This is a genomic window from Streptomyces sp. NBC_01210, assembly GCF_036010325.1.
Lineage (GTDB): Bacteria > Actinomycetota > Actinomycetes > Streptomycetales > Streptomycetaceae > Streptomyces.
This window is the reverse complement of record NZ_CP108549.1, coordinates 2,119,056-2,139,545: the sequence shown is the minus strand read 5'-3', so window position 1 is coordinate 2,139,545 and position 20,490 is coordinate 2,119,056. Positions and strand designations below refer to the sequence as shown.

17 protein-coding genes and 1 rRNA gene are annotated in these 20,490 nt (G+C 71.8%); 13 read left to right on the top strand and 5 right to left on the bottom strand.

Features of this window, described 5'->3' with window-relative positions:
• Positions 1 to 43: 43 nt before the first annotated feature.
• From rrf to OG735_RS09660, 3 genes are all read left to right on the top strand, one after another.
• Positions 44 to 160 (top strand): 5S ribosomal RNA (gene rrf, locus OG735_RS09670).
• Positions 161 to 379: 219 nt separating this feature from the next.
• On the top strand, positions 380 to 1,708 hold the full coding sequence (locus OG735_RS09665; RefSeq protein WP_327322719.1) for a hypothetical protein: 1,329 nt from the start codon (positions 380 to 382) through the stop codon (positions 1,706 to 1,708).
• Positions 1,675 to 2,361 carry a hypothetical protein gene (locus OG735_RS09660; protein WP_327322718.1) on the top strand — a complete coding sequence of 229 codons (687 nt, stop codon included), beginning with the start codon at positions 1,675 to 1,677 and terminating at the stop codon, positions 2,359 to 2,361. Before OG735_RS09665 ends, OG735_RS09660 begins: the two co-directional genes overlap by 34 nt.
• A 110-nt stretch (positions 2,362 to 2,471) precedes the next feature.
• Here the strand turns inward: OG735_RS09660 and OG735_RS09655 are convergent, their stop codons facing one another.
• Positions 2,472 to 3,752, bottom strand: coding sequence for a DUF1015 domain-containing protein (locus OG735_RS09655; protein ID WP_327322717.1), 1,281 nt, complete (start codon positions 3,750 to 3,752; stop codon positions 2,472 to 2,474).
• A gap of 72 nt (positions 3,753 to 3,824) precedes the next feature.
• Here OG735_RS09655 and OG735_RS09650 point away from each other — a divergent pair, with 72 nt between their 5' ends.
• From OG735_RS09650 to OG735_RS09635, 4 genes are all read left to right on the top strand, one after another.
• Entirely contained in the window at positions 3,825 to 4,853 is a 1,029-nt protein-coding gene (locus OG735_RS09650) for an HAD hydrolase-like protein (RefSeq protein WP_327322716.1), read from the top strand.
• A 192-nt stretch (positions 4,854 to 5,045) separates the two neighbouring features.
• Entirely contained in the window at positions 5,046 to 6,095 is a 1,050-nt protein-coding gene (locus OG735_RS09645) for a FecCD family ABC transporter permease (protein ID WP_327328264.1), read from the top strand.
• 91 nt (positions 6,096 to 6,186) lie between these two features.
• Entirely contained in the window at positions 6,187 to 7,221 is a 1,035-nt protein-coding gene (locus OG735_RS09640) for a FecCD family ABC transporter permease (RefSeq protein ID WP_327328263.1), read from the top strand.
• Positions 7,222 to 7,274: 53 nt separating this feature from the next.
• Positions 7,275 to 8,078 carry an ABC transporter ATP-binding protein gene (locus OG735_RS09635; RefSeq protein ID WP_327322715.1) on the top strand — a complete coding sequence of 268 codons (804 nt, stop codon included), beginning with the start codon at positions 7,275 to 7,277 and terminating at the stop codon, positions 8,076 to 8,078.
• Positions 8,079 to 8,241: 163 nt separating this feature from the next.
• On the opposite strand, the gene OG735_RS09630 is transcribed toward OG735_RS09635, so the two are convergent.
• Positions 8,242 to 8,589, bottom strand: coding sequence for an SCP2 sterol-binding domain-containing protein (locus OG735_RS09630; RefSeq protein ID WP_327322714.1), 348 nt, complete (start codon positions 8,587 to 8,589; stop codon positions 8,242 to 8,244).
• 42 nt (positions 8,590 to 8,631) lie between these two features.
• Here OG735_RS09630 and OG735_RS09625 point away from each other — a divergent pair, with 42 nt between their 5' ends.
• The 6 genes from OG735_RS09625 (at position 8,632) to OG735_RS09600 (ending at position 14,377) form a co-directional block, all read left to right on the top strand.
• Positions 8,632 to 9,030, top strand: coding sequence for a hypothetical protein (locus tag OG735_RS09625; RefSeq protein ID WP_327322713.1), 399 nt, complete (start codon positions 8,632 to 8,634; stop codon positions 9,028 to 9,030).
• A gap of 7 nt (positions 9,031 to 9,037) precedes the next feature.
• A complete protein-coding gene (locus tag OG735_RS09620; protein ID WP_327322711.1) occupies positions 9,038 to 9,853 on the top strand; it encodes a TlyA family RNA methyltransferase in 816 nt (271 codons plus the stop codon).
• The gene (locus tag OG735_RS09615; protein WP_327322710.1) at positions 9,850 to 10,767 is read left to right on the top strand and encodes an NAD kinase; all 918 of its coding nucleotides are present in this window, start codon (positions 9,850 to 9,852) and stop codon (positions 10,765 to 10,767) included. The genes OG735_RS09620 and OG735_RS09615 overlap by 4 nt, the downstream gene beginning before the upstream one ends.
• A 26-nt stretch (positions 10,768 to 10,793) precedes the next feature.
• Complete coding sequence (locus tag OG735_RS09610; protein WP_327322709.1) at positions 10,794 to 11,201, top strand: SRPBCC family protein; 408 nt, start codon at positions 10,794 to 10,796, stop codon at positions 11,199 to 11,201.
• Between the two features lie 90 nt (positions 11,202 to 11,291).
• Entirely contained in the window at positions 11,292 to 13,028 is a 1,737-nt protein-coding gene (recN, locus tag OG735_RS09605) for a DNA repair protein RecN (RefSeq protein ID WP_327328262.1), read from the top strand.
• Positions 13,029 to 13,294: 266 nt separating this feature from the next.
• Positions 13,295 to 14,377: a glycosyltransferase family 4 protein gene (locus OG735_RS09600; protein ID WP_327322708.1), complete on the top strand. Its 1,083-nt coding sequence runs from the start codon at positions 13,295 to 13,297 to the stop codon at positions 14,375 to 14,377.
• A gap of 747 nt (positions 14,378 to 15,124) precedes the next feature.
• Here the strand turns inward: OG735_RS09600 and OG735_RS09595 are convergent.
• The 3 genes from OG735_RS09595 to OG735_RS09585 all read right to left on the bottom strand — a co-directional run bounded on the left by OG735_RS09595 (position 15,125) and on the right by OG735_RS09585 (position 20,210).
• Complete coding sequence (locus OG735_RS09595) at positions 15,125 to 16,771, bottom strand: PucR family transcriptional regulator (protein ID WP_443066182.1); 1,647 nt, start codon at positions 16,769 to 16,771, stop codon at positions 15,125 to 15,127.
• A gap of 154 nt (positions 16,772 to 16,925) precedes the next feature.
• Positions 16,926 to 18,311 (bottom strand): FAD-binding oxidoreductase, encoded by a 1,386-nt coding sequence (locus tag OG735_RS09590; protein WP_327322706.1) that lies wholly within the window; start codon positions 18,309 to 18,311, stop codon positions 16,926 to 16,928.
• Between the two features lie 96 nt (positions 18,312 to 18,407).
• Complete coding sequence (locus OG735_RS09585; protein WP_327328261.1) at positions 18,408 to 20,210, bottom strand: glycoside hydrolase family 15 protein; 1,803 nt, start codon at positions 20,208 to 20,210, stop codon at positions 18,408 to 18,410.
• Between the last annotated feature and the right edge of the window lie 280 nt (positions 20,211 to 20,490).

The window sequence follows — 20,490 nt, the reverse complement described above, 5'->3', positions numbered from 1 at the left end:
GCTAAGCGCCGATATCCCGCTGTGCGGGGTGGCCCGATAGAGTTTCGGTGGTCATAGCGTTAGGGAAACGCCCGGTTACATTCCGAACCCGGAAGCTAAGCCTTTCAGCGCCGATGGTACTGCAGGGGGGACCCTGTGGGAGAGTAGGACGCCGCCGAACAATCTTTCAAGGACCCGTGGTCCAGCGTTCACGCTGGGCTACGGGTCCTTTTTTGTTTTGCCTATTTTTCGAAGCGCGTCCGATGGCCGGCTGCGCGAGAATGACTGCAGTACCCGAAGACAGGAGTCACGCCGATGTCCACCAACTCTCCCGACGACCGTCCGGAGCGCGAGCCGCGTCGTAAGGACGGTGGCGACCGGGGCGGCTTCCGCGGCGGCCGTGACGACCGGGATCGTGGGCCGCGTCGTGATGATGACCGTGGTGGCTACCGTGGGCCGCGTCGTGATGATGACCGTGGTGGTCGTCCCAGCGGCAGTGGCGGCGGCGGTGGTTACGGCCGTCGTGATGACCGGCCGAGTGGTCCGCGTCGCGACGACGACCGTGGTGGTCGTCCCAGCAGTGGTGGCGGTTACGGGTCGCGCCCCAGCGGTGGTGGCGGGTACGGCGCACGCCGTGACGACGACCGTGGCGGTCGTCCCAGCGGCAGTGGCGGCGGCGGTGGTTACGGCCGTCGTGATGACCGGCCGAGTGGTCCGCGTCGCGACGACGACCGTGGTGGACGACCCAGCAGTGGTGGCGGTTACGGGTCGCGCCCCAGCGGTGGTGGCGGGTACGGCGCACGCCGTGACGACGACCGTGGCGGTCGTCCCAGCGGCAGTGGCGGCGGCGGTGGTTACGGCCGTCGTGATGACCGGCCGAGTGGTCCGCGTCGCGACGACGACCGTGGTGGACGACCCAGCGGCGGTGGCGGGTACGGCGCACGCCGTGACGACGACCGTGGCGGTCGTCCCAGCGGTGGCGGCGGTGGCTACGGCCGTCGTGATGACCGGCCGAGTGGTCCGCGTCGTGACGACGACCGTGGTGGACGACCCAGCGGCGGTGGCGGGTACGGCGCACGCCGTGACGACGACCGGCCGAGTGGCCCCCGTCGTGACGACGAGCGTGGCGGTGGCTTCCGGCGTGATGACCGGGACCGCGACCGGGATCGTGGGCCGCGTCGTGATGATGACCGTGGTGGCTACCGTGCGCCGCGTCGTGATGATGACCGTGGTGGTCGTCCCAGCAGTGGTGGCGGCTACGGGTCGCGTCCCAGCGGCAGTGGCGGCGGCGGTGGTTACGGCCGGCGGGACGACCGTTCCGGCGGTGGCGGCGGTGGCTACGGCCGACGCGACGACCGGCCGAGTGGTCCGCGTCGCGACGACGACCGTGGCGGTCGTCCCAGCGGCGGTGGCGGGTACGGCGCACGCCGTGACGACGACCGGCCGAGTGGCCCCCGTCGTGACGACCGCGACCGCGGTGGGTACCGCGGGCAGCGCGACGACCGGCGTGACGACCGTGGCGGGTACCGCGGGTCTCGTGACGACCGTGGTGGCTACGGGCGGCGCGACGACCGCGACCGCGGTGACCGGGAGCCGATCAAGCGGCTGCCGATTCCCGAGGACGTCACGGGCGACGAGATCGACAAGGACGTACGGCAGGAGCTTCAGAGCCTGCCGAAGGGCCTCGCCGAGGACGTGGCCAAGAACCTCGTCATGGTGGCCAATCTGATCGACGAGGACCCCGAGCAGGCGTACGCCTACTCCAAGGTGGCGCTGCGGCTCGCTTCTCGTGTGGCCGCCGTGCGCGAGGCCGCGGGTTTCGCCGCGTACGCGACGCAGAAGTACTCGGAGGCGCTTGCCGAGTTCCGGGCGGCCAAGCGGATGACCGGGAGCGTCGAGCTGTGGCCCGTCATGGCGGACTGCGAGCGGGGGCTCGGGCGGCCCGAGCGGGCGATGGCGATGGCCGGTGAGCCCGAGGTGCAGAAGCTCGACAAGGCCGGCCAGGTCGAAATGCGGCTGGTCGCGGCCGGAGCGCGACGGGACATGGGGCAGATCGACGCTGCCATCGTGACCCTGCAGAGCCCCGAGCTGGCGTCCAACTCCGTACAGCCCTGGACCGCGCGGCTGCGTTACGCGTACGCCGACGCGCTGCTGGCCGCCGGGCGCGACGGCGAGGCGCGTGAGTGGTTCGCCAAGGCGCTCGAGGCCGACAAGGACGGGGCGACCGACGCCTCGGACCGGCTCGCCGAGATAGACGGTGTGGAGTTCGTCGACGCCATGGTCGAGGACGAGGCGCCCGACGCGTCCACGGAGCCGGCCGCCGCCACCGACGAGGCCGAAAGTGACGTCGACGGCGAGGCCGAGGGTGACAAGGCCGAGTAGGGCCGAGTTGGTAAGTACACGCAGACGGAAAGGGCGGCACCCGGCATGGGTGCCGCCCTTTCGTATGTCCGTATCTCGTCGTCGGTTCTCGTCGTCAGTTCGTCGGTTCGTCAGTCCAGTGCGAGGCTTCTGAGGACCAGGCCCGTCGCCGGCTTCGGGCCGAACGACGTGGACTTGCGGGGCATCGTGACCCCCTCGCGAGCGAGATTCCGCACGACCTCTTCCCGCACCGGATGCATCACCACCGCGGTGCCGCCCTTGCGTTCCGCCTGCTCGACGGCCGCCTCCGTGTCATGGATGTAGGCGATGTGCTCCGGGGTGTCCGGGATCCGCCAGATGTGGTCCAGGAGCGTGGAGTGGAGGACCGTGGCGTCGAGTGTGCGCCAGGCCTCGGGGCGGTCGCGCCGGACCGTACGGGACAGCAGCTTGGCGTCCGGGCGGTCGACGAGGTGGAATCCGCCGTCGCCCGCGAGGAGGAATGCGTTGCCCTCGGCGGCCGCGTTCGCGAGAGTCTCGAGCGCCTGCGGAAGCGGGCCGTCGAGTTGCTGGATGCGGAAGGAGCCGGTCAGAGCGGCCAGCGCCTCGGAGACAGGGAGGCGGTGCAACAGGCGGTGGATGGCGCGCACCCTGAGGGGATAGCGGGCCGTGTCGATCAGCAGGACCAGGCCGTAGTTCCACGGGCTCGGGGAAGGGTGTTCGGCGCGCAGCCGCAGATAGGTCGCCCAGCGGTGGTGGCCGTCGGCGATCAGCGCCTGGTGGTCGGAGAGATCTGCGCGGACCTCGGACAGGTCGTCGGGGTCCGTCACGGACCACAGCCGGTGCTTGAAGCCGTCCTCCGTGGTGGTGGCCAGCAGCGGGGTACGGAGGATGGTGCGGTCGATGACGGCGGTCGCGCCGGTCGCACCGCCCATGCTGCGGTAGGTGAAGAGCAGCGGTTCCAGATTGGCGGCGGTCGTACGCATCAGCGCCGCGCGGTCCGCGACGACGTCCGGCATCACGTCCTCGTGCGGGAGGACGACGCCCTCGGACGGTTCGGACAGTGCGAGCGCCCCGATGATGCCGCGCTGGAGGATGTCGTCCTTGCGCTGCTCGTACACGTAGAACGCGGGCTCGGGGTCCGGGGCCAGGATGCCCTCGGAGAGCCAGCGGTCGAGGGTGTCGGCGGCCTGCTGGTTGCGGGCGCCGGCGGTGTTCGCCTGCGGGAGGATCAGCCGGACGATGTTGTGCGGATCCGCCGACTCCAGATGGAGCAGGCCGTCGGGCCTGACGACGACGTCGTACGGCGGTGAGGTCACGGCGGCGAGGCTGCCGACCCGCTCAGGGACATAGCGCAGTCCACGGAACGGGATCAGGTGCAGACCGTCATTGGCCGCGGGACCTTCGGTGTTCATTTGTGCATCGTATGTGGGTCGCGCGCATGAGCGATGATCGGGGGAGCGACACTGAGCGAGGAGCGGAAACGAATGAGCCAGCAGAGCAGGAACCGGCCGAGCGGCAGTGCGACGGCGCTGAGCGAGGCGTACGACACGGCGCTGCTCGACCTCGACGGAGTGGTGTACGCGGGCGGTGAGGCGATTGCGCACGCCGTGGATTCGCTGCTGACGGCGCGGGACGGCGGGATGCATCTCGCGTATGTGACCAACAATGCGCTGCGGCCGCCCGAGGCCGTGGCCGCGCACATCACCGAGCTGGGCGTGCCCACCGACGCGGCGGATGTCATCAACTCCGCACAGGCCGTGGCCCGGTTGATCTCCGAGCAGGTGCCGGCCGGTTCCCGGGTGCTGGTGGTCGGCGGGGAGGGGCTGCGGGTCGCGCTGCGCGAGCGCGGGCTCGAGCCGGTGGAATCCGCCGACGACGATCCGGCGGCGGTGGTGCAGGGGTACGGCGGTCCGGACCTGGCCTGGGGGCGGTTCGCCGAGGCCTGTTACGCGATCGCGCGGGGCGTGCCGTGGTTCGCTTCCAACACGGATCTGACGATTCCGAGTGCGCGTGGGATCGCGCCGGGCAATGGTGCGGCCGTGGAGGTCGTACGGATCGCGACGGGTGCGGAGCCGCAGGTGGCGGGCAAACCGCTGCCGCCGATGCACAAGGAGACGATCCTGCGGACGGGTGCGCGTAAGCCGCTGGTGGTCGGGGACCGGCTGGACACGGACATCGAGGGTGCGTTCAACGGCGGCGTGGACTCGCTGCTCGTACTGACCGGGGTGACGGACGGCGCGCAGCTGCTGGCCGCGCGGCCCGAGCACCGGCCGACCTATGTGGACGCCGATCTGCGCGGGATGCTGACCGGGCAGCCCGAAGTCGGGGAGGCGGAGAGCGGGTTCACCTGCGGCGGGTGGACCGCGTCCGTACGGGAGGACGAGCTGGCGCTCGACGGGGACGGCGAGCCGTTGGACGGGCTGCGGGCGCTGTGCGCTGCGGCCTGGACCGACGCCGGGGACGGCGTGTGCGAGCTGGACGCGGGCAAGGTGCTGTCCCGGCTTGGCCTGTAGGGCCGTGTCCCGCGGGCGGGGCGGAGGGACTTCGGTCCATACGATGCGTCTCTTCCTTCCGCGGTCGTCCTTGAAGCGCCGACTCCCTTTCTTCGCGCCGGAGTCGGCGGCCGGGGAGGCTGGTCCGGCCGGAGCCATTCACGGAAGGGGAGTCCCCTTACCATGGCGAGGGTAGGCTAACCTAACCTCGTGTTGGTCGACAGTCCCCCCATACAGAGCGCCGAGCCGCAATCCGCACCCGCATCCCGGAGGCGCCACGCGCTGCGCGCCACCGGGTTGCTCGTGTCCGTCGGCATCCTGCTGCTGGTCTGCCTCGCGAGCATCGCGACAGGTGCCAAGTCGATGCCGCTGTCCGATGTGTGGCACGGCCTGTTCCACAACTCGGGCGCCGGCAACGACGTGATCGTCCACGATGTTCGTGTACCGCGGACCCTGCTCGGCCTGATCGTCGGCGCGGCTCTCGGACTCGCCGGCGCGGTGATGCAGGCGCTGACCCGCAACCCGCTCGCGGAACCGGGGCTGTTGGGTGTGAACGCCGGCGCCTCGGCCGCGGTCGTCTCCGCCATCAGCTTCCTCGGCGTCACCTCGCTCACCGGCTATGTGTGGTTCGCGTTCCTGGGCGCGGGCATCGTCTCCGCGCTCGTGTACATCCTCGGCGGCAGCCGGGGCGCGACACCGGTACGCCTCGCGCTCGCCGGAACCGCCGTCAGCGCCGCGCTCGTCGGCTATATCCACGCCGTACAGCTGCTGGACGCGGCCGCGCTCGACCGGCTTCGGTTCTGGACGGTCGGCTCGCTGGCCTCGGCCGATATGGAGACCATCGGCAAGGTGGCGCCTTTCATCGGCATCGGCGTGGTGCTCGCGCTGCTGCTCGCACGGCCGCTGAACGCGATGGAGATGGGTGACGACACCGCCCGCGCGCTGGGCGCGCATCTGAACCGCACCCGCATCCTCTCCATGCTCGCCGTCACTCTGCTGTGCGGGTCGGCGACCGCCGCCTGCGGGCCGATCGTCTTCATCGGGCTGATGATCCCGCATCTCGTCCGCGCCGTCACAGGTCCGGACATGCGGTGGATCCTGCCGTACGCGACGGTCCTCTCGCCCGTCCTGCTGCTGGGCGCCGATGTCGTCGGCCGGGTCATCACCCGCCCCGCCGAGTTGCAGGTCGGCATCGTCACCGCGCTGATCGGCGGGCCCGTCTTCATCCATCTCGTACGCCGCAAGAGGATGGCCCAGCTGTGAAGGCCGTGCTGTGTCTTCCCGGGGGACAACCTCCGGACCCCCGGCAGGACAGACAGCTCCGCCGACCTGCCCGGAACGTCATGCGAGGGAAATCCCAGTGAAAGCCATACGTACCCCCGGCGGGCTCTCCTTCCGGGTCGATCCCCGCGCGGCCGTCGTCGTGCTGCTGCTCGCCGCGGCCACAGCGGCCACCGGAGTCGTACTCGTCGGCAGCGGCGACTTCCCGATCTCACCCGGCGAGGTGATCGCCACGCTGCTCGGGAACGGCACGCCGGCGCAGGAGTTCATCGTTCAGGATCTGCGGCTGCCGCGAGTGCTGGTCGGAGTGCTCGTCGGCGCCTCGCTCGCCCTCAGCGGCGCGATCTTCCAGTCCATCACCCGTAATCCGCTGGGCAGTCCGGACGTCATCGGCTTCGGGCAGGGCGCGACCGTCGGCGCGCTCAGCGTCATCGTGCTCTTCCATGGCGGGGCCGTCGCGGTGGCGGGCGGCGCGCTCGTCGGCGGAGTGGCGACCGGCGTCGGCGTCCATGTACTGGCCTGGAAGCGCGGGGTGCACGGCTACCGGCTGGTCCTCGTCGGTATCGGCATCGCCGCCATGCTCACCGCCGCCAACCAGTATCTGCTCACCAAGGCCAGCCTGGTCGACGCCATCCAGGCCACGCTCTGGATGACCGGCTCGCTCGACGGCCGCGACTGGGCGCAGGTCTGGCCACTGCTGGGCGTGTGTGCCGTTCTCGTGCCGCTGGTGTCCGGGTACGGGCGGCCGCTGCGGATGCTGGAGATGGGCGACGACGCGGCGTACGCGCTGGGCGCGCCGGTCGAACGTACCCGTGTGGTGCTGTTGAGCGCCGGCGTCCTGCTGGTCTCGGTCGCGACCGCGGCGGCGGGGCCGATCACCTTCGTCGCGCTGAGCGCACCGCAGCTCGCCCGTCGGCTGACCCGCTCGCCCGGCCCGAACCTGGCCACCGCCGCGGTGATGGGCGCCGCGCTGCTGCTGGTCGCCGACTGGATCGCCACCAACGCCTTCGGCGAGCGGCAGTTGCCGGTCGGTGTGGTGACCGGAGTGCTCGGCGGCTGCTATCTGCTCTGGCTGCTGGTCACCGAACGCAAGGCAGGACGCATATGAGCACGGTGAAGCCCGTGGCAGACGAACCATCGGAATCCAGGAGTGCGACGACAATGCAGCGCCTCACCGCGGAATCGGTCACCCTCGGCTACGACCAGCGGGTCATCGCCGAGAACCTCTCGGTGGAGATCCCCGACAACTCCTTCACGGTGATCGTCGGCCCCAATGCCTGCGGAAAGTCGACACTGCTGCGTGCCCTGTCCCGGATGCTGAGGCCGTCCGAGGGACGGGTCCTGCTGGACGGACAGACCATCCACTCGCTGCCGGCCAGGAAGGTCGCCAGGACGCTGGGCCTGCTGCCGCAGTCGTCGATCGCACCGGACGGGATCACGGTCGCCGACCTCGTCGCACGCGGCCGCTATCCGCACCAGGGGCTGCTGCGTCAGTGGTCGCCGGAGGACGAGCGGATTGTCGAGGAATCGATGGCCGCGACCGGAGTCGGCGAACTGGCGGAACGCTATGTCGATGAATTGTCCGGTGGGCAGCGGCAGCGCGTATGGATCGCGATGGCACTGGCTCAGCAGACCCCACTGCTGCTGCTCGACGAGCCCACGACATTCCTCGACATCCAGCACCAGCTCGAGGTGCTCGACCTGTGCTCGGAGCTGCACGAGACGCAGGGGCGGACGCTTGTCGCCGTACTGCACGACCTCAATCAGGCCGCCCGTTACGCCACACACCTCATCGCGCTGCGCGAAGGGAAGATCGTCGCCGAGGGCGCGCCCGCGGATGTGGTCACCGCCGAGCTGGTGGAGCAGGTCTTCGGGGTGAAGAGCCAGGTCATCGACGACCCGGAGTCCGGGACGCCGCTGGTGGTGCCGGCGTCCCGGAGGCGTAGCGCCACGGTGGTGTCCTGACCGCTGAAGCAGCTGCCCGGCCGTCGCGGCAGCGTCTTGGCCGTCGCGGCAGTGCCCCGACCGTCGCGGCAGCGTCCTGGCCGTCGCGGCAGCGTCCTGGCCGTCACGGCAGTGCCCTGGCCGTCACGGCAGCGTCCTGGCCGTCACGGCAGTGCACTGACCGCTACAGCAGCGTCCTCAGGCGCAGCAGATCGCGGAAGCCGGCCTCGAGCCTGACCCGGCCGGAGGCCCAGGCCTTCGCGAAGTTCAGCTCACCGTTCACCATGGCCACCAGATCGTCGCCGGTCATCGCGAGACGGATCTGAGCCCTGTCGGGCGGCGGTCCCTGGAGCGTGTCGACCACATCGATCCGGCCGTCCACGAGGCGGCCGGTGAAGGTGATGTCCAGGTCCTTGATGTGGCAGCTGAGGGAACGGTCGAGCGCGGCAGCGCTGCGTACATCACCGTCCGCCTGTGCCAGGTTGTCCGAGAGTTTGTCGAGTGCGCTGCGGCACTCTTCCGTCGTCGCCATCGTGATCGACGGTACCTCAGCGCTTCGCGGTAGCGTCTGGGCATGAGCGACTCGATGCCGGGCCCTGAGATCCAGGAGCAGGGGTTTCAGGAGGGACCAGTGAGCCCGGAGCCGGAGAACCCAGCGTCCGAGAACCCGGCGTCCGAGAACCCGGACCGGGAGAGCCGGGAGCCGGCGGGGCCCGGGGCGGCTGCCCGTCAGGCGTACGACCCTGCCGCGCCCGCGCCCGTCGGCGTGCAGCGCGTGCCGACCGGCAACGCCGACGTCGACGACCGGCTGGAGCGGCTGGCCGACGCCGACCACCTCCCGGCGGACGGACACCTCGAGGTGTACGAGGATGTACACCGGGGGCTGCGCGACGCGCTGACCGCGCTCGACGCACGCCCGGCACCTGCGCCTCAGGGGCCCTCGCCATCACCCTCGTACGACAACAGGAGCTGAACCGAACGTGGCAGGAGTGGCCCGCCGCCGTCTCGACGCCGAGCTGGTACGCCGCAACCTCGCACGCTCGCGCGAGCACGCGAGCCAGCTGATCGCCGCGGGACGGGTGACGGTCGGCGGCAACACCGCGACCAAACCCGCGACCCAGGTCGAGACCAGCGTCGCCGTCGTCGTCACCGCAGACGACAGCGACCCCGACTACGTCTCGCGCGGCGGACACAAGCTCGCCGGCGCGCTGGCGGCCTTCGTGCCGCTCGGGCTGAAGGTCGAGGGCAGGCGGGCACTGGACGCGGGCGCGTCCACCGGCGGATTCACGGATGTACTGCTGCGGGCGGGCGCCGCCCATGTCGTCGCCGTTGACGTCGGATACGGACAACTCGCCTGGTCTCTTCAGAGTGATGAACGCGTGACGGTCAAGGACCGTACGAATGTGCGCGAGCTGACGCTGGAGACGATCGACGGTGAGGCGGTGGACCTGGTGGTGGGGGACCTTTCCTTCATTCCGCTCGGCCTCGTCATGCCCGCGCTCGTCCGGTGTACGGCGTCCGGCGCGGATCTGGTGCTGATGGTCAAGCCGCAGTTCGAGGTGGGTAAGGAACGCCTCGGCAGCGGCGGGGTCGTCCGTGACCCGGAGCTGCGCGCGGACGCGGTACGGAATGTGGCGCGCAAGGCGGGGGAGCTCGGTCTCGGCGTGCTGGGCATCACGGCCAGCCCGCTGCCGGGCCCCTCCGGAAACGTCGAGTATTTTCTGTGGCTCCGGGCCGGAGCGCCCGAGCTCGACCCGGCGGACGTCGACCGTGCAGTGGCGGAGGGACCTCGTTGACAACGACAACGGCAGCGACACCAGCACGTACCGTTTTCCTGCTCGCACACACCGGCAGACCTGCGGCGATCCGCAGTGCCGAACTCGTCGTACAGGGGCTGCTGCGCAGCGGTCTCGGTGTACGCGTACTGGAGGCGGAAGCGGCCGACCTGCCGCTGCCGCCGTCCGTCGAGACGGTCCGCGAGGCGACTCCCGACGTACTCGACGGCTGTGAACTGCTGATCGTGCTCGGCGGGGACGGGACCCTGCTGCGCGGCGCCGAATTCGCCCGCGCCTCCGGGGTGCCGATGCTCGGCGTCAACCTGGGGCGGGTGGGCTTCCTGGCGGAGGCCGAGCGCGACGACCTCGACAAGGTCGTCGACCGCGTCGTCACCCGCGAGTACGAGGTCGAGGAGCGCATGACCATCGATGTCGTCGTGCACAGCAACGGCGATGTCGTGCACCGGGACTGGGCGCTGAACGAGGCGGCGGTGCAGAAGGTCTCGCCCGAGCGGATGCTCGAGGTCATCCTCGAGATCGACGGGCGGCCGGTGACCGGCTTCGGCTGCGACGGCATCGTCTGCGCGACGCCGACCGGCTCGACCGCGTATGCGTTCTCCGCCGGCGGCCCGGTGGTCTGGCCCGAGGTGGAGGCGCTGCTGATGGTGCCGATCGGCGCGCACGCCCTGTTCGCCAAGCCGCTGGTGACCTCGCCGACGTCGGTCCTCGCGGTGGAGGTGCAGCCGCACACACCGCAGGGGGTGCTGTGGTGCGACGGGCGCAGGACGATCGAACTGCCGCCGGGCGCACGGGTGGAGGTGCGGCGCGGGGCCGTTCCCGTACGGCTGGCGCGACTGCACCATGCGTCCTTCACGGACCGTCTGGTTGCCAAGTTCGCGCTGCCGGTGTCCGGTTGGCGCGGCGCGCCGCACTAGCGCCGGCGGGCTGTCCTGGCCCATCCGTGGGAGAGGCAGGCGCGCTGCCGGACTCGCTCTCCGCGCCGGACGACGGGCTCCGGCCGTACGAGTCGTGGCTCCGGATGAGGCTCGACCGGTCGCTCGGGGTCGGCGGGAAGGGCGGGCACGGTGCGGTGCGCCACACGGTCGTCGAGTACGCGCCCGGCCGGTGGGTCCGTTTCCGCTTCACGGGCCGCGACGCGGCTTCCACGGCTTCCGCGGCTTCCACGAGTACGTCGTGGAGTCTGCTCGCGATGCGCGTACGCGGCCCCGACCGGCTGACGTGGCCGCTCTTCCGGCGTCGGCAGCACGACGCCGTGATCGAGGACAGCCTGGACCGGGCGGAGGGCGGACGCAGGTCGCGATGGGGCCCTTATGTCCGACTGCTGCGGCGGACAAAGGGGCTGCGGTGACTCTCCGCTGCCCGGGAGAGTGAATCGGAGGCCGGGGTCCGTCGCACAGCGGGCCCCGGACCTCGTAAGGTCGTGTCCGTGTTGGAGGAGATGCGGATACGGTCGCTCGGTGTCATCGACGACGCGGTCGTCGAGCTGTCACCCGGTTTCACTGCGGTGACCGGCGAGACGGGCGCGGGCAAGACCATGGTCGTCACCAGCCTGGGGCTGCTGCTCGGCGGGCGCGCCGACCCCGCCCTGGTGCGGATCGGCGCCAAGGCGGCGGTGGTGGAGGGGCGGATCAGTGTGTCCGCCGACGGCCCCGCCGCGGTACGGGCCGAGGAGGCCGGGGCCGAGCTCGAGGACGGCATGCTGCTGATCAGCCGGACCGTTTCCGCGGAGGGGCGCTCGCGCGCCCACGTCGGTGGGCGGTCCGTGCCGGTGGGCGTGCTGGGCGAGCTGGCCGACGAACTCGTCGCCGTGCACGGCCAGACCGACCAGCAGGGGCTGCTGCGGCCCGCGCGGCAGCGGGAGGCGCTCGACCGGTACGCGGGCGGTGCGGTCACCGGGCCGCACGCCAAGTACGCGGCCGCGTACCGGCGGCTGCGGGCCGTCTCCGTCGAACTGGACGAGCTGACCACGCGCGCCCGTGAGCGCGCGCAGGAAGCCGATCTGCTGCGCTTCGGGCTGAACGAGATCGCGGGCGTCGAACCGCGGGCCGGCGAGGACGTCGAACTCGCCGCGGAGGCGGAGCGGCTGGGCCACGCCGAGGCGCTGGCGTCCGCCGCGTCGCTCGCGCACGGCGCGCTGGCGGGCAATCCCGAGGACCCGGAGGGCGTCGACGCGACGACGCTGGTCGCGGGCGCGGGACGGGCCCTGGACGCCGTACGCTCGCACGACCCCGCGCTGGCCGGGCTCGCCGACCGGATGGGCGAGATCTCCATCCTGCTCGGTGACGTGGCGGGAGAGCTGGCCGGGTACGCGGACGATCTGGACGCCGATCCACTGCGGCTGGCCGCGGTGGAGGAACGGCGGGCGGCGCTGACCGGGCTGACGCGCAAGTACGGCGGGACCGGTGAAGGCATTGCCGCCGTGCTGGCGTGGGCGGAGGAGAGCGCGGGTCGGCTCACCGAGCTGGACGGCGACGACGACCGGATCGGCGAGCTGGCGGCGGAGCGGGACGCGCTGCGGAGCGAACTGTCCGGTCTGGCGCAGGCGTTGACCGACGCGCGTACGGAGGCGGCGGCGCGGTTCGCCGAGGCGGTCACCGCGGAGCTGGCCTCACTCGCGATGCCGCATGCGCGGGTGTCCTTCGACATCAGGCAGACCGAGTCCGGCCATGAGGCCTCCGGCGTCGAGGTCGGCGGCCGCGCGGTGGTGTACGGGCCGTCCGGCGTCGACGAGGTCGAACTGCTGCTGGCCCCGCACCCGGGCGCGCCGCCGCGGCCGATCGCCAAGGGGGCGTCGGGCGGTGAGCTGTCGCGGGTGATGCTGGCGGTCGAGGTCGTCTTCGCGGGGACCGATCCGGTGCCGACGTATCTCTTCGACGAGGTCGACGCGGGCGTGGGCGGCAAGGCGGCGGTGGAGATCGGCCGGCGGCTGGCGAAGCTTGCCAAGTCGGCGCAGGTGGTGGTGGTGACGCATCTGCCGCAGGTGGCGGCGTTCGCCGACCGGCAGCTGCTCGTCGAGAAGACGAACGACGGCACGGTGACGCGAAGCGGTGTGACGGTCCTGGAGGGCGAGGACAGGGTGCGCGAGCTGTCGCGGATGCTGGCGGGCCAGGAGGACTCGGAGACGGCCCGTGCGCACGCGGAGGAGCTCCTGGCGACGGCCCGGGCGGACGGGTAGCCCGCGGCGGAGGAGTTCCTGGCGACGGCCCGGGCGGACGGGTAGCCCGCGGGGCGGGCAGTACCCCATGGCCCGCGGCCGTGTCGCCGTGCCGGGCTTGCCGTTCAGGCTGCCGGCCCCGTCGCCGCGGCCGCGCACGGAGACACCGTCAGTCGGCTCGCCGGATCACCCGTGTGGGTGATCCGGCGTACGGAGTCCGGTTCCGGACACGGGCACGACGCCCCGACGGTGCCGGAACGTGCGTACGGGCTGGCATCCTTGGCCGAGTGACACAGCTGCGTACGGTCCAAGTGCTGGGCGGCGGCAGCGCGGGCAGCAGCGCGCACGTCAGGTCGCTGGCCGCGGGGCTGGTGGCGCGGGGCGTGCGGGTGACGGTGTGCGCTCCCGCTGAACTGGAGCACGTCTACGACTTCCCCGGCGCCGGGGCCCACTTCGCGCCCGTACCGCGGCGCGGTGACCCGGCGGCGGTCGGCGCGCTGCGCGCGGCGTGCGCGGGAGTGGACGTCGTGCACGCGCACGGGCTGCACGCCGCCGTACGCGCCACGCTGGCGCTGAGCGGGCAGCGCGTGCCTCTGGTCGTCACCTGGCACACGCGGGCGCACGACGACGGCGCACGTGGCCAGGTGCTGCGCCTGCTGGAGCGAAGGGCCGCGCGGGCGGCGGCGGTTGTGCTCGGTACGTGCTCCGAGCTGGTCGACCGGGCCCGCAAGCGGGGCGCACGTGACGCCCGCCTCGCGCCGGTCGCCGTGCCCGCGCCGCGCGGTGGGCCGGGCGGCGCGGAGAGCAAGGCACGCGCCGAACTGGGCGCTGTCGAACGCCCCTTGGTGATGGCCGTCGGGAGCCTGGTGCCGCACCGGGGGTACGGAACGCTACTGGATGCGGCCCGGCTGTGGCGTGGCCTGGACCCTGTGCCGCTGGTCGTGATCGCGGGGGAGGGACGGCAGCGGGGTGCGCTCCAGCGCCGTATCGAGGCGGAGGGGCTGCCGGTGAGGCTGATGGGGCGCCGGGACGACATCGGTGAGCTGCTCGCGGCGGCGGATGTGGCGGTACTGCCGAGCCGCTGGGAGGCCCGCTCGCTGCTCGCGCAGGAGGCGCTGCGACTGGGCGTCCCGCTGGTTGCGACGGCGGTGGGCGGCATCCCGGAACTGGTGGGCGAGGCGGCGGAACTCGTTCCGTACGGCGACGCGGCGGCGCTGGGCGGGGCGGTGGCGCGGCTGCTGAGTGACCCGGGGGTTCGGGAGGAGCTGGCGGCGGCGGGGCGGGCGCAGGCGGCGACGTGGCCGACGGAGGACGAGACGATTGCGCTGGTGTTGAGCGTGTACGACGAGGTCGTGGCGGGGTGGAGCTGAGGCTCGGGCTGGGTTTCCCGCTGCCCGCCGCTTCCCGCTGTATATGATGTGCGCCTCCGCCGGGTGAGGGGGCTGCCCGCGGGGCCGCGGGGGATGGGGTACGCGGGGCTGACGCCCCGTACCTCGAGACGCCGGCTTCGCGGCGCAGCCCGCGGGTTTTGTGGATTGCTGGGTACACGGCGGGTGGCCTCGTACTTTCCGAGCGCGTCCGCCGGGTGAGGGGGCTGCCCGCGGGGCCGCGGGGGATGGGGTACGCGGGGCTGACGCCCCGTACCTCGAGACGCCGGCTTCGCGGCGCAGCCCGCGGGTTTTGTGGCGTGCTGGGTACATGGCGCGCGGCCTCGTACTTTCCGAGCGCGTCCGCCGGGTGAGGGGGCTGCCCGCGGGGCCGCGGGGGATGGGGTACGCGGGGCTGACGCCCCGTACCTCGAGACGCCGGCTTCGCGGCGCAGCCCGCGGGTTTTGTGGCGTGCTGGGTACATGGCGCGCGGCCTCGTACTTTCCGAGCGCGTCCGCCGGGTGAGGGGGCTGCCCGCGGGGCCGCGGGGGATGGGGTACGCGGGGCTGACGCCCCCGCACCCCGAGACGCCGGCTTCGCGGCGCAGCCCGCGGGCTCTGTGGCGTGCCGCGTACACGGCGCGCGGCCCCGCTCCTCCCGAGCGCGTCGGCTTCGCGGCGCAGCACCCCGAGTCCTCAGGAACGCCGGGTACGCGCCGCACGGCCCCCCAAACCTCCGCGGCGCCCACCTCACCCCGCGTGCCGTCGCGCCCTCAGTGCCAGGCTCAATGCCAGCACCGTTTGGGGGTCGTCCAAGTCCGTGCCCAGGAGTTCCGAGATACGGGCCAGGCGGTTGTACAGCGTCTGGCGGTTCAGGTGGAGTTCGCGGGCCGTCTCCGCCTTGCGGCCCGCGTGGGCCAGGTATGTCTCCAGCGTCGGGAGCAGCGGCGGGCGGGACGCCCGGTCGTGGGCGCGGAGGGGGCCGATCGCGCGGTCCACGAACGCCGCCAGGTCCGGGTGGTCCCGGAGGCGCCACAGCAGCAGGTCGATGTCCAGACGGCGCGCGTCGTACCACGGGCGGTCCGAGAGGCCTTGCGCCGCCGTCGCCGTCTCCGCCGCATGGCGCAGACCCGCCGAAACCGCCGCCCAGCCGCCCGCCATGCCCACCACCACGACCGGCGGATGCGCGCCCGCCCGCTCCAGGCCGGCCCGTTCCACACCCGCCCGCAGCGCCGCGGCGACCCGGTCCGCGACCGCCGTGCGTTCCGACTCGGAGCGCAGGCCGAGCAGGAGCGGTACGCGGCCCTCCACCGGACGTACGCCCAGCAGCACCGGCACCCCTACCGACGCCAGCTCCTCCAGCACCGCGCGTGCCAGCAGCGCCCAGTTCCCCGAGGGGAAGAGCTCCGCGGCGAGGCGCATCACGACCGGCAGCAGCGGGCCCTCGCCCGGTCTGAAGCCCAGCACCTTCGCCTGCGCCGGCGCGTCCTCCGGCGTGATGCGCCCCTCCGCCAGGTCCGTCAGGAAGTCGCCGCGGCCGCGCGCCGCCAGCTCCTCCTCCTGGCGTGCCTGCATGAGTACGACCGCCAGCAGGCCGGCCGCACGCTCCGCCGCCATCCGGTGCACCGGAAGCATCGGGGAGCCGACGGCCAGCAGCACCAGCCGGGCGCGTACCGAAGCCGCCCCGTGCCCACCGCCCGGTACGTCCACGAGGACCGCGCCGGCGGGAGGGGACTCCCGCGCCGCCCGCTGGCCGCGCAGCCCGTCCCACACCTGGAGCGGATCGGCTCCGGCCTGCCCCGACTCGGACTCGGCCGCGTACAGCAGCTGCCCGTCCGCCGTTTCCAGGAAGACCGGGTTCGCGGTGAAGTCCGCGAGGATACGCAGCACTTGGGGCACTCCGCCGCCGTCGAGGAGCACCTCCGTACACCGCCGGTGCACTTCCTCGGCCTGCCGCAGCAGGGCGTAGTGCCCGTTCACGATCTCGGTGTGGATCTCCTCCGTCACCGAGACGAAGGGGACTTCGCGGTGCAGCTGCACCAGTGGCAGACCGGCCGCCCGGGCCGTCTCCACGATCGTCGCCGGCAGCCTGCTGAAACGCGGCCCCAGCTCCACCACCAGCGCGGCGATTCCTCGGTCCGCCAGCTGCCTTACGAAGGCGCGCTGCTCGGCCGGCCGGGTGCCGAGGCCCAGGCCCGTGGTGAGCAGCAGCTCACCGCCCTTGAGGAGCGAGGCGATGTTGGGCACCTCACCCGCGTGCACCCAGCGCACCGTGCGGTTCAGCCGCTCCGCGCCTGCGACGACCTCCGGAAGCCCGGCGCGCAGCCCGGGCAGTTCGAGCGCCCGCTGCACCGTGATTCCACCTTGGGTCGTCTCCACTGAGTCTCGCCTCGCCATTCCGATCCGGTCCGACGGGCGCCGGCCGCCCCGGCTCCGGACGCTACCGGGCCCGTACACGTGTGCGCATCACCCGGTGCGTCCCGACCGGCATCGCCCGCGCGGCAACCCGACACCATGTCGGCCCGCGCGGGCGTTTGCCGGGCGACTCGTCTCAGAACGCCGGTTTGATGTTGTGGTTCAGCCGGAACACGTTGTTGGGGTCGTACTTCGCCTTGACCGCGGCGAGGCGAAGGTAGTTCTCCTCGCCGAAGCCCTCGAGGACCCGCCCCCGCCCCTCGTTCCCGATGAAGTTCAGATAGACCGAGCCGTGGGACCAGGGCCGTACGGCCGCGCGTACGTCGCGGACCCAGTGAATGCCGCGCTCGTCGTCGGCCGGGTCTTCCCAGATCCCGAAGGGATGGACGGTCCACGGCGCGGTGCGCCAGGGCAGCGGATAGTCGTCCGGGCTCCTCGCCACCGCGCCGCCCACCGGGAACAGGACGTGCTGCGTGGCCGTGGGCACGGGCATGGTGTCGGCACGCGAGCAGTAGGCGTCCACGGCCTCGTCCGGGAAGCCGCTGAGGTACTCGGCCGACCAGTAGTTACGCATCCCGGGCGGGTCGTCGAGCATGCACTGCAGCTCCGCGTACGGCAGCTCCGTGATCACTTCCGCCTCGTGTCCGAGCCCCATCAGCGGCGCGGTCACCTGCCGGGCCTCCTCTTCCGTGCCCGTGTAGGTGACCAGGACCGTGCACACGAGCTTGCCGACCAGTTGCTCGGGGACGAATGGCTCGGGCGGCGCGGTGAGATAGATGCAGCCACCGCCGACCTCGTCCGGCGCGGACTCCATGAAGTCACGGTAGGCACGCACGACTTCGGGTCCCGCCTCCGGCCGGAACAGCAGCATGACCATCGACATCGCGGGAAGCGCGTGCAGTTGCAGGGTGATCGCGGTCGCCACCCCGAAGTTGCCGCCGCCGCCGTGCAGCGCCCAGAACAGCTCCGAGTTCTCGTCCGCACTGGCGTGGACGGTCTCGCCGTCGGCAGTCACCAGCTCGACGGCGATCAGATTGTCGCAGGCCAAGCCGTGCTTGCGCTCAAGCCAGCCGGATCCGCCGCCGAGCGTGAAGCCACCCACGCCGGTGGTGGACGCACGGCCGCCGGTGGTCGCCAGAGCGTGCGGCTGCGTGGCCCGGTCGAGATGGCTCATGGTGGCGCCGCCGCCGACGCGTGCCGCCCGGGACACGGGGTCGACGATCACGATGTGCATACGGCGCAGGTCGACCACGATTCCGCCGTCGGTCAGCGACGTGCCCGCGACGCTGTGGCCGCCGCCGCGGACGGCGATCTCCAGCTCGTTGTCCCGGCCGAAGCTGATCGCCCTGGCCACATCCGCTTCCGTCTCGCACTGCGCGACGACGGCGGGTCGCCGGTCGATCATGCTGTTGAAGATGGCGCGAGCCTCGTCGTACCCCGGATCGCCGGGGGCGACTGCTGTGCCGGTCAGTTCTTGACGGAGACCGGCCAGCGCCGCCTCCGCAATGCCTTGGGGCGCCATAGTGGCCCCCTTCCGAGGGCGCGACAGGACCTTCTCATCGTAGTCCCGATGAGGGAGAGATGATCAGTCGAGCGGTCCTGCCGCGAAGCCCCGCCGCTACCCTCCGTAAGCGCCGGAAGCTGTCAGCCGCAGTGCCGTGTCGATCAGCGGCACATGGCTGAACGCCTGCGGGAAGTTACCCACCTGGCGCTGCAGCGTCGCATCCCATTCCTCGGCCAGCAGCCCAAGGTCGTTGCGCAGGGAGAGCAGCTTCTCGAACAGCCGCCGTGCTTCGTCCACCCGACCGATCATCGCCAGATCGTCCGCGAGCCAGAACGAGCACGCCAGGAACGCGCCCTCGTCGCCCTTGAGGCCGTCGACGCCGGCATTCTCGCCCGCGGTCGGATAGCGCAGTACGAAACCGTCCTCCGTGGCCAGCTCCCGCTGGATCGCCTCGATCGTGCCGATGACGCGCTTGTCGTCCGGCGGCAGAAAGCCCATCTGCGGAATCAGCAGCAGCGAGGCGTCCAGTTCCTTCGAGCCGTACGACTGCGTGAAGGTGTTGCGCTCCTTGTCGTAACCCTTCTCGCAGACATCGCGGTGGATGTCGTCGCGCAGCTCGCGCCACCGCTCGATCGGGCCGTCCGCGTCGCCGGACTCGATCAGCTTGATGGTGCGGTCGACCGCGACCCAGGCCATCACCTTCGAGTGCACGAAGTGCCGGCGCGGCCCGCGCACCTCCCAGATGCCCTCGTCCGGCTGGTCCCAGTGCTTCTCCAGGTAGCGGATCAGCTTGAGCTGCAGCAGCGAGGCGTAGTCGTTGCGCGCGAGACCCGTCATATGGGCCAGATGCAGCGCCTCGGTGACCTCGCCGTACACATCCAGCTGCAGCTGGTGCGCGGCGCCGTTCCCGACCCGTACCGGAGTCGAGTTCTCGTAGCCCGGCAGCCAGTCCAACTCGGCTTCGCCCAGCTCCCGTTCGCCCGCGATCCCGTACATGATCTGCAGGTTCTCCGGGTCACCGGCGACCGCACGCAGCAGCCACTCGCGCCAGGCGCGGGCCTCCTCGCGGTAGCCGGTGCGCAGCAGCGACGACAGGGTGATCGCGGCGTCGCGCAGCCAGGTGTAGCGGTAGTCCCAGTTCCGTTCGCCGCCGATCTCCTCCGGCAGCGAGGTCGTCGGCGCCGCGACGATCCCGCCCGTCGGCGCGTACGTCAGCGCCTTCAGCGTGATCAGCGAGCGGACCACGGCCTCGCGGTAGGGCCCGTTGTACGTGCAGTGCTCGACCCACTCCCGCCAGAAGTCCGAGGTCGCCTCCAGCGAGCCCTCGGGGTCGGGCAGCGAGGGCGGATGGTGGTGCGAGGGCTGCCAGCTGATGGTGAAGGCGATCCGCTCACCGGGACCGACGGTGAAGTCGGAGTACGTGGTCAGGTCCTTGCCGTACGTCTCCGCGGAGGTGTCCAGCCAGACCGAGTCGGGCCCGGCGACGGCGACCGTGCGCCCGTCGACCTTGTGGACCCACGGCACCACACGCCCGTAACTGAAACGCATACGCAGCGCCGAGCGCATCCGCACCCGCCCGCTCACGCCCTCCACGATCCGGATCAGCTGGGGCGCGCCGTCACGAGGCGGCATGAAGTCCGTCACACGGACCGTGCCGCGTGGCGTGTCCCACTCCGATTCGAGGATCAGCGAGTCCCCGCGGTAGCGGCGCCGGGCGGCCGACGGAGGCTGGGCATCCGCGGCATGCGCCGGGCCGAGCCGCCAGAAACCGTGGTCTTCGGTGCCGAGCAGCCCGGCGAAGATGGCATGCGAGTCGAAGCGGGGTAGGCACAGCCAGTCCACTGTGCCGTCCCGGCAGACCAAGGCAGCGGTCTGCATGTCTCCGATGAGTGCGTAATCCTCGATGCGCCCGGCCACGTGCATCTCCAGTCGAACGGCCACGTCCGCCCCTCGGGGCGCTTACTGCGGTCAAGGGTCGTTGACGAGCGCGATGTTCCGGGTGACGGACGGGGATGGTGCCGTTTGCCGGCCTGGCTCGGCAGCGAGTGTCCGAGCAGGATACGTCGCACCTTAAGGATCTGCGTACCGCTCCCGGCAACCCGAGTCCGCCGAACGGGTGAGCCAAGGGTGATCCCCGGATGAACGGGGTGCGCATGGGGGAGGGCGCGGCCGGAAGCGGTCACCCGCTGTCGCTGAT

Bases quoted from the DNA above. Each gene is read 5' to 3' on its own strand.
- OG735_RS09650 (WP_327322716.1), top strand. From the start codon at position 3,825: ATGAGCCAGCAGAGCAGGAACCGGCCGAGCGGCAGTGCGACGGCGCTG.
- recN (WP_327328262.1), top strand. From the start codon at position 11,292: ATGCGGATACGGTCGCTCGGTGTCATCGACGACGCGGTCGTCGAGCTG.
- OG735_RS09630 (WP_327322714.1), bottom strand. From the start codon at position 8,589: ATGGCGACGACGGAAGAGTGCCGCAGCGCACTCGACAAACTCTCGGAC.
- OG735_RS09625 (WP_327322713.1), top strand. From the start codon at position 8,632: ATGAGCGACTCGATGCCGGGCCCTGAGATCCAGGAGCAGGGGTTTCAG.
- OG735_RS09590 (WP_327322706.1), bottom strand. From the start codon at position 18,311: ATGGCGCCCCAAGGCATTGCGGAGGCGGCGCTGGCCGGTCTCCGTCAA.
- OG735_RS09655 (WP_327322717.1), bottom strand. From the start codon at position 3,752: ATGAACACCGAAGGTCCCGCGGCCAATGACGGTCTGCACCTGATCCCG.
- OG735_RS09595 (WP_443066182.1), bottom strand. From the start codon at position 16,771: ATGGCGAGGCGAGACTCAGTGGAGACGACCCAAGGTGGAATCACGGTG.
- OG735_RS09635 (WP_327322715.1), top strand. From the start codon at position 7,275: ATGCAGCGCCTCACCGCGGAATCGGTCACCCTCGGCTACGACCAGCGG.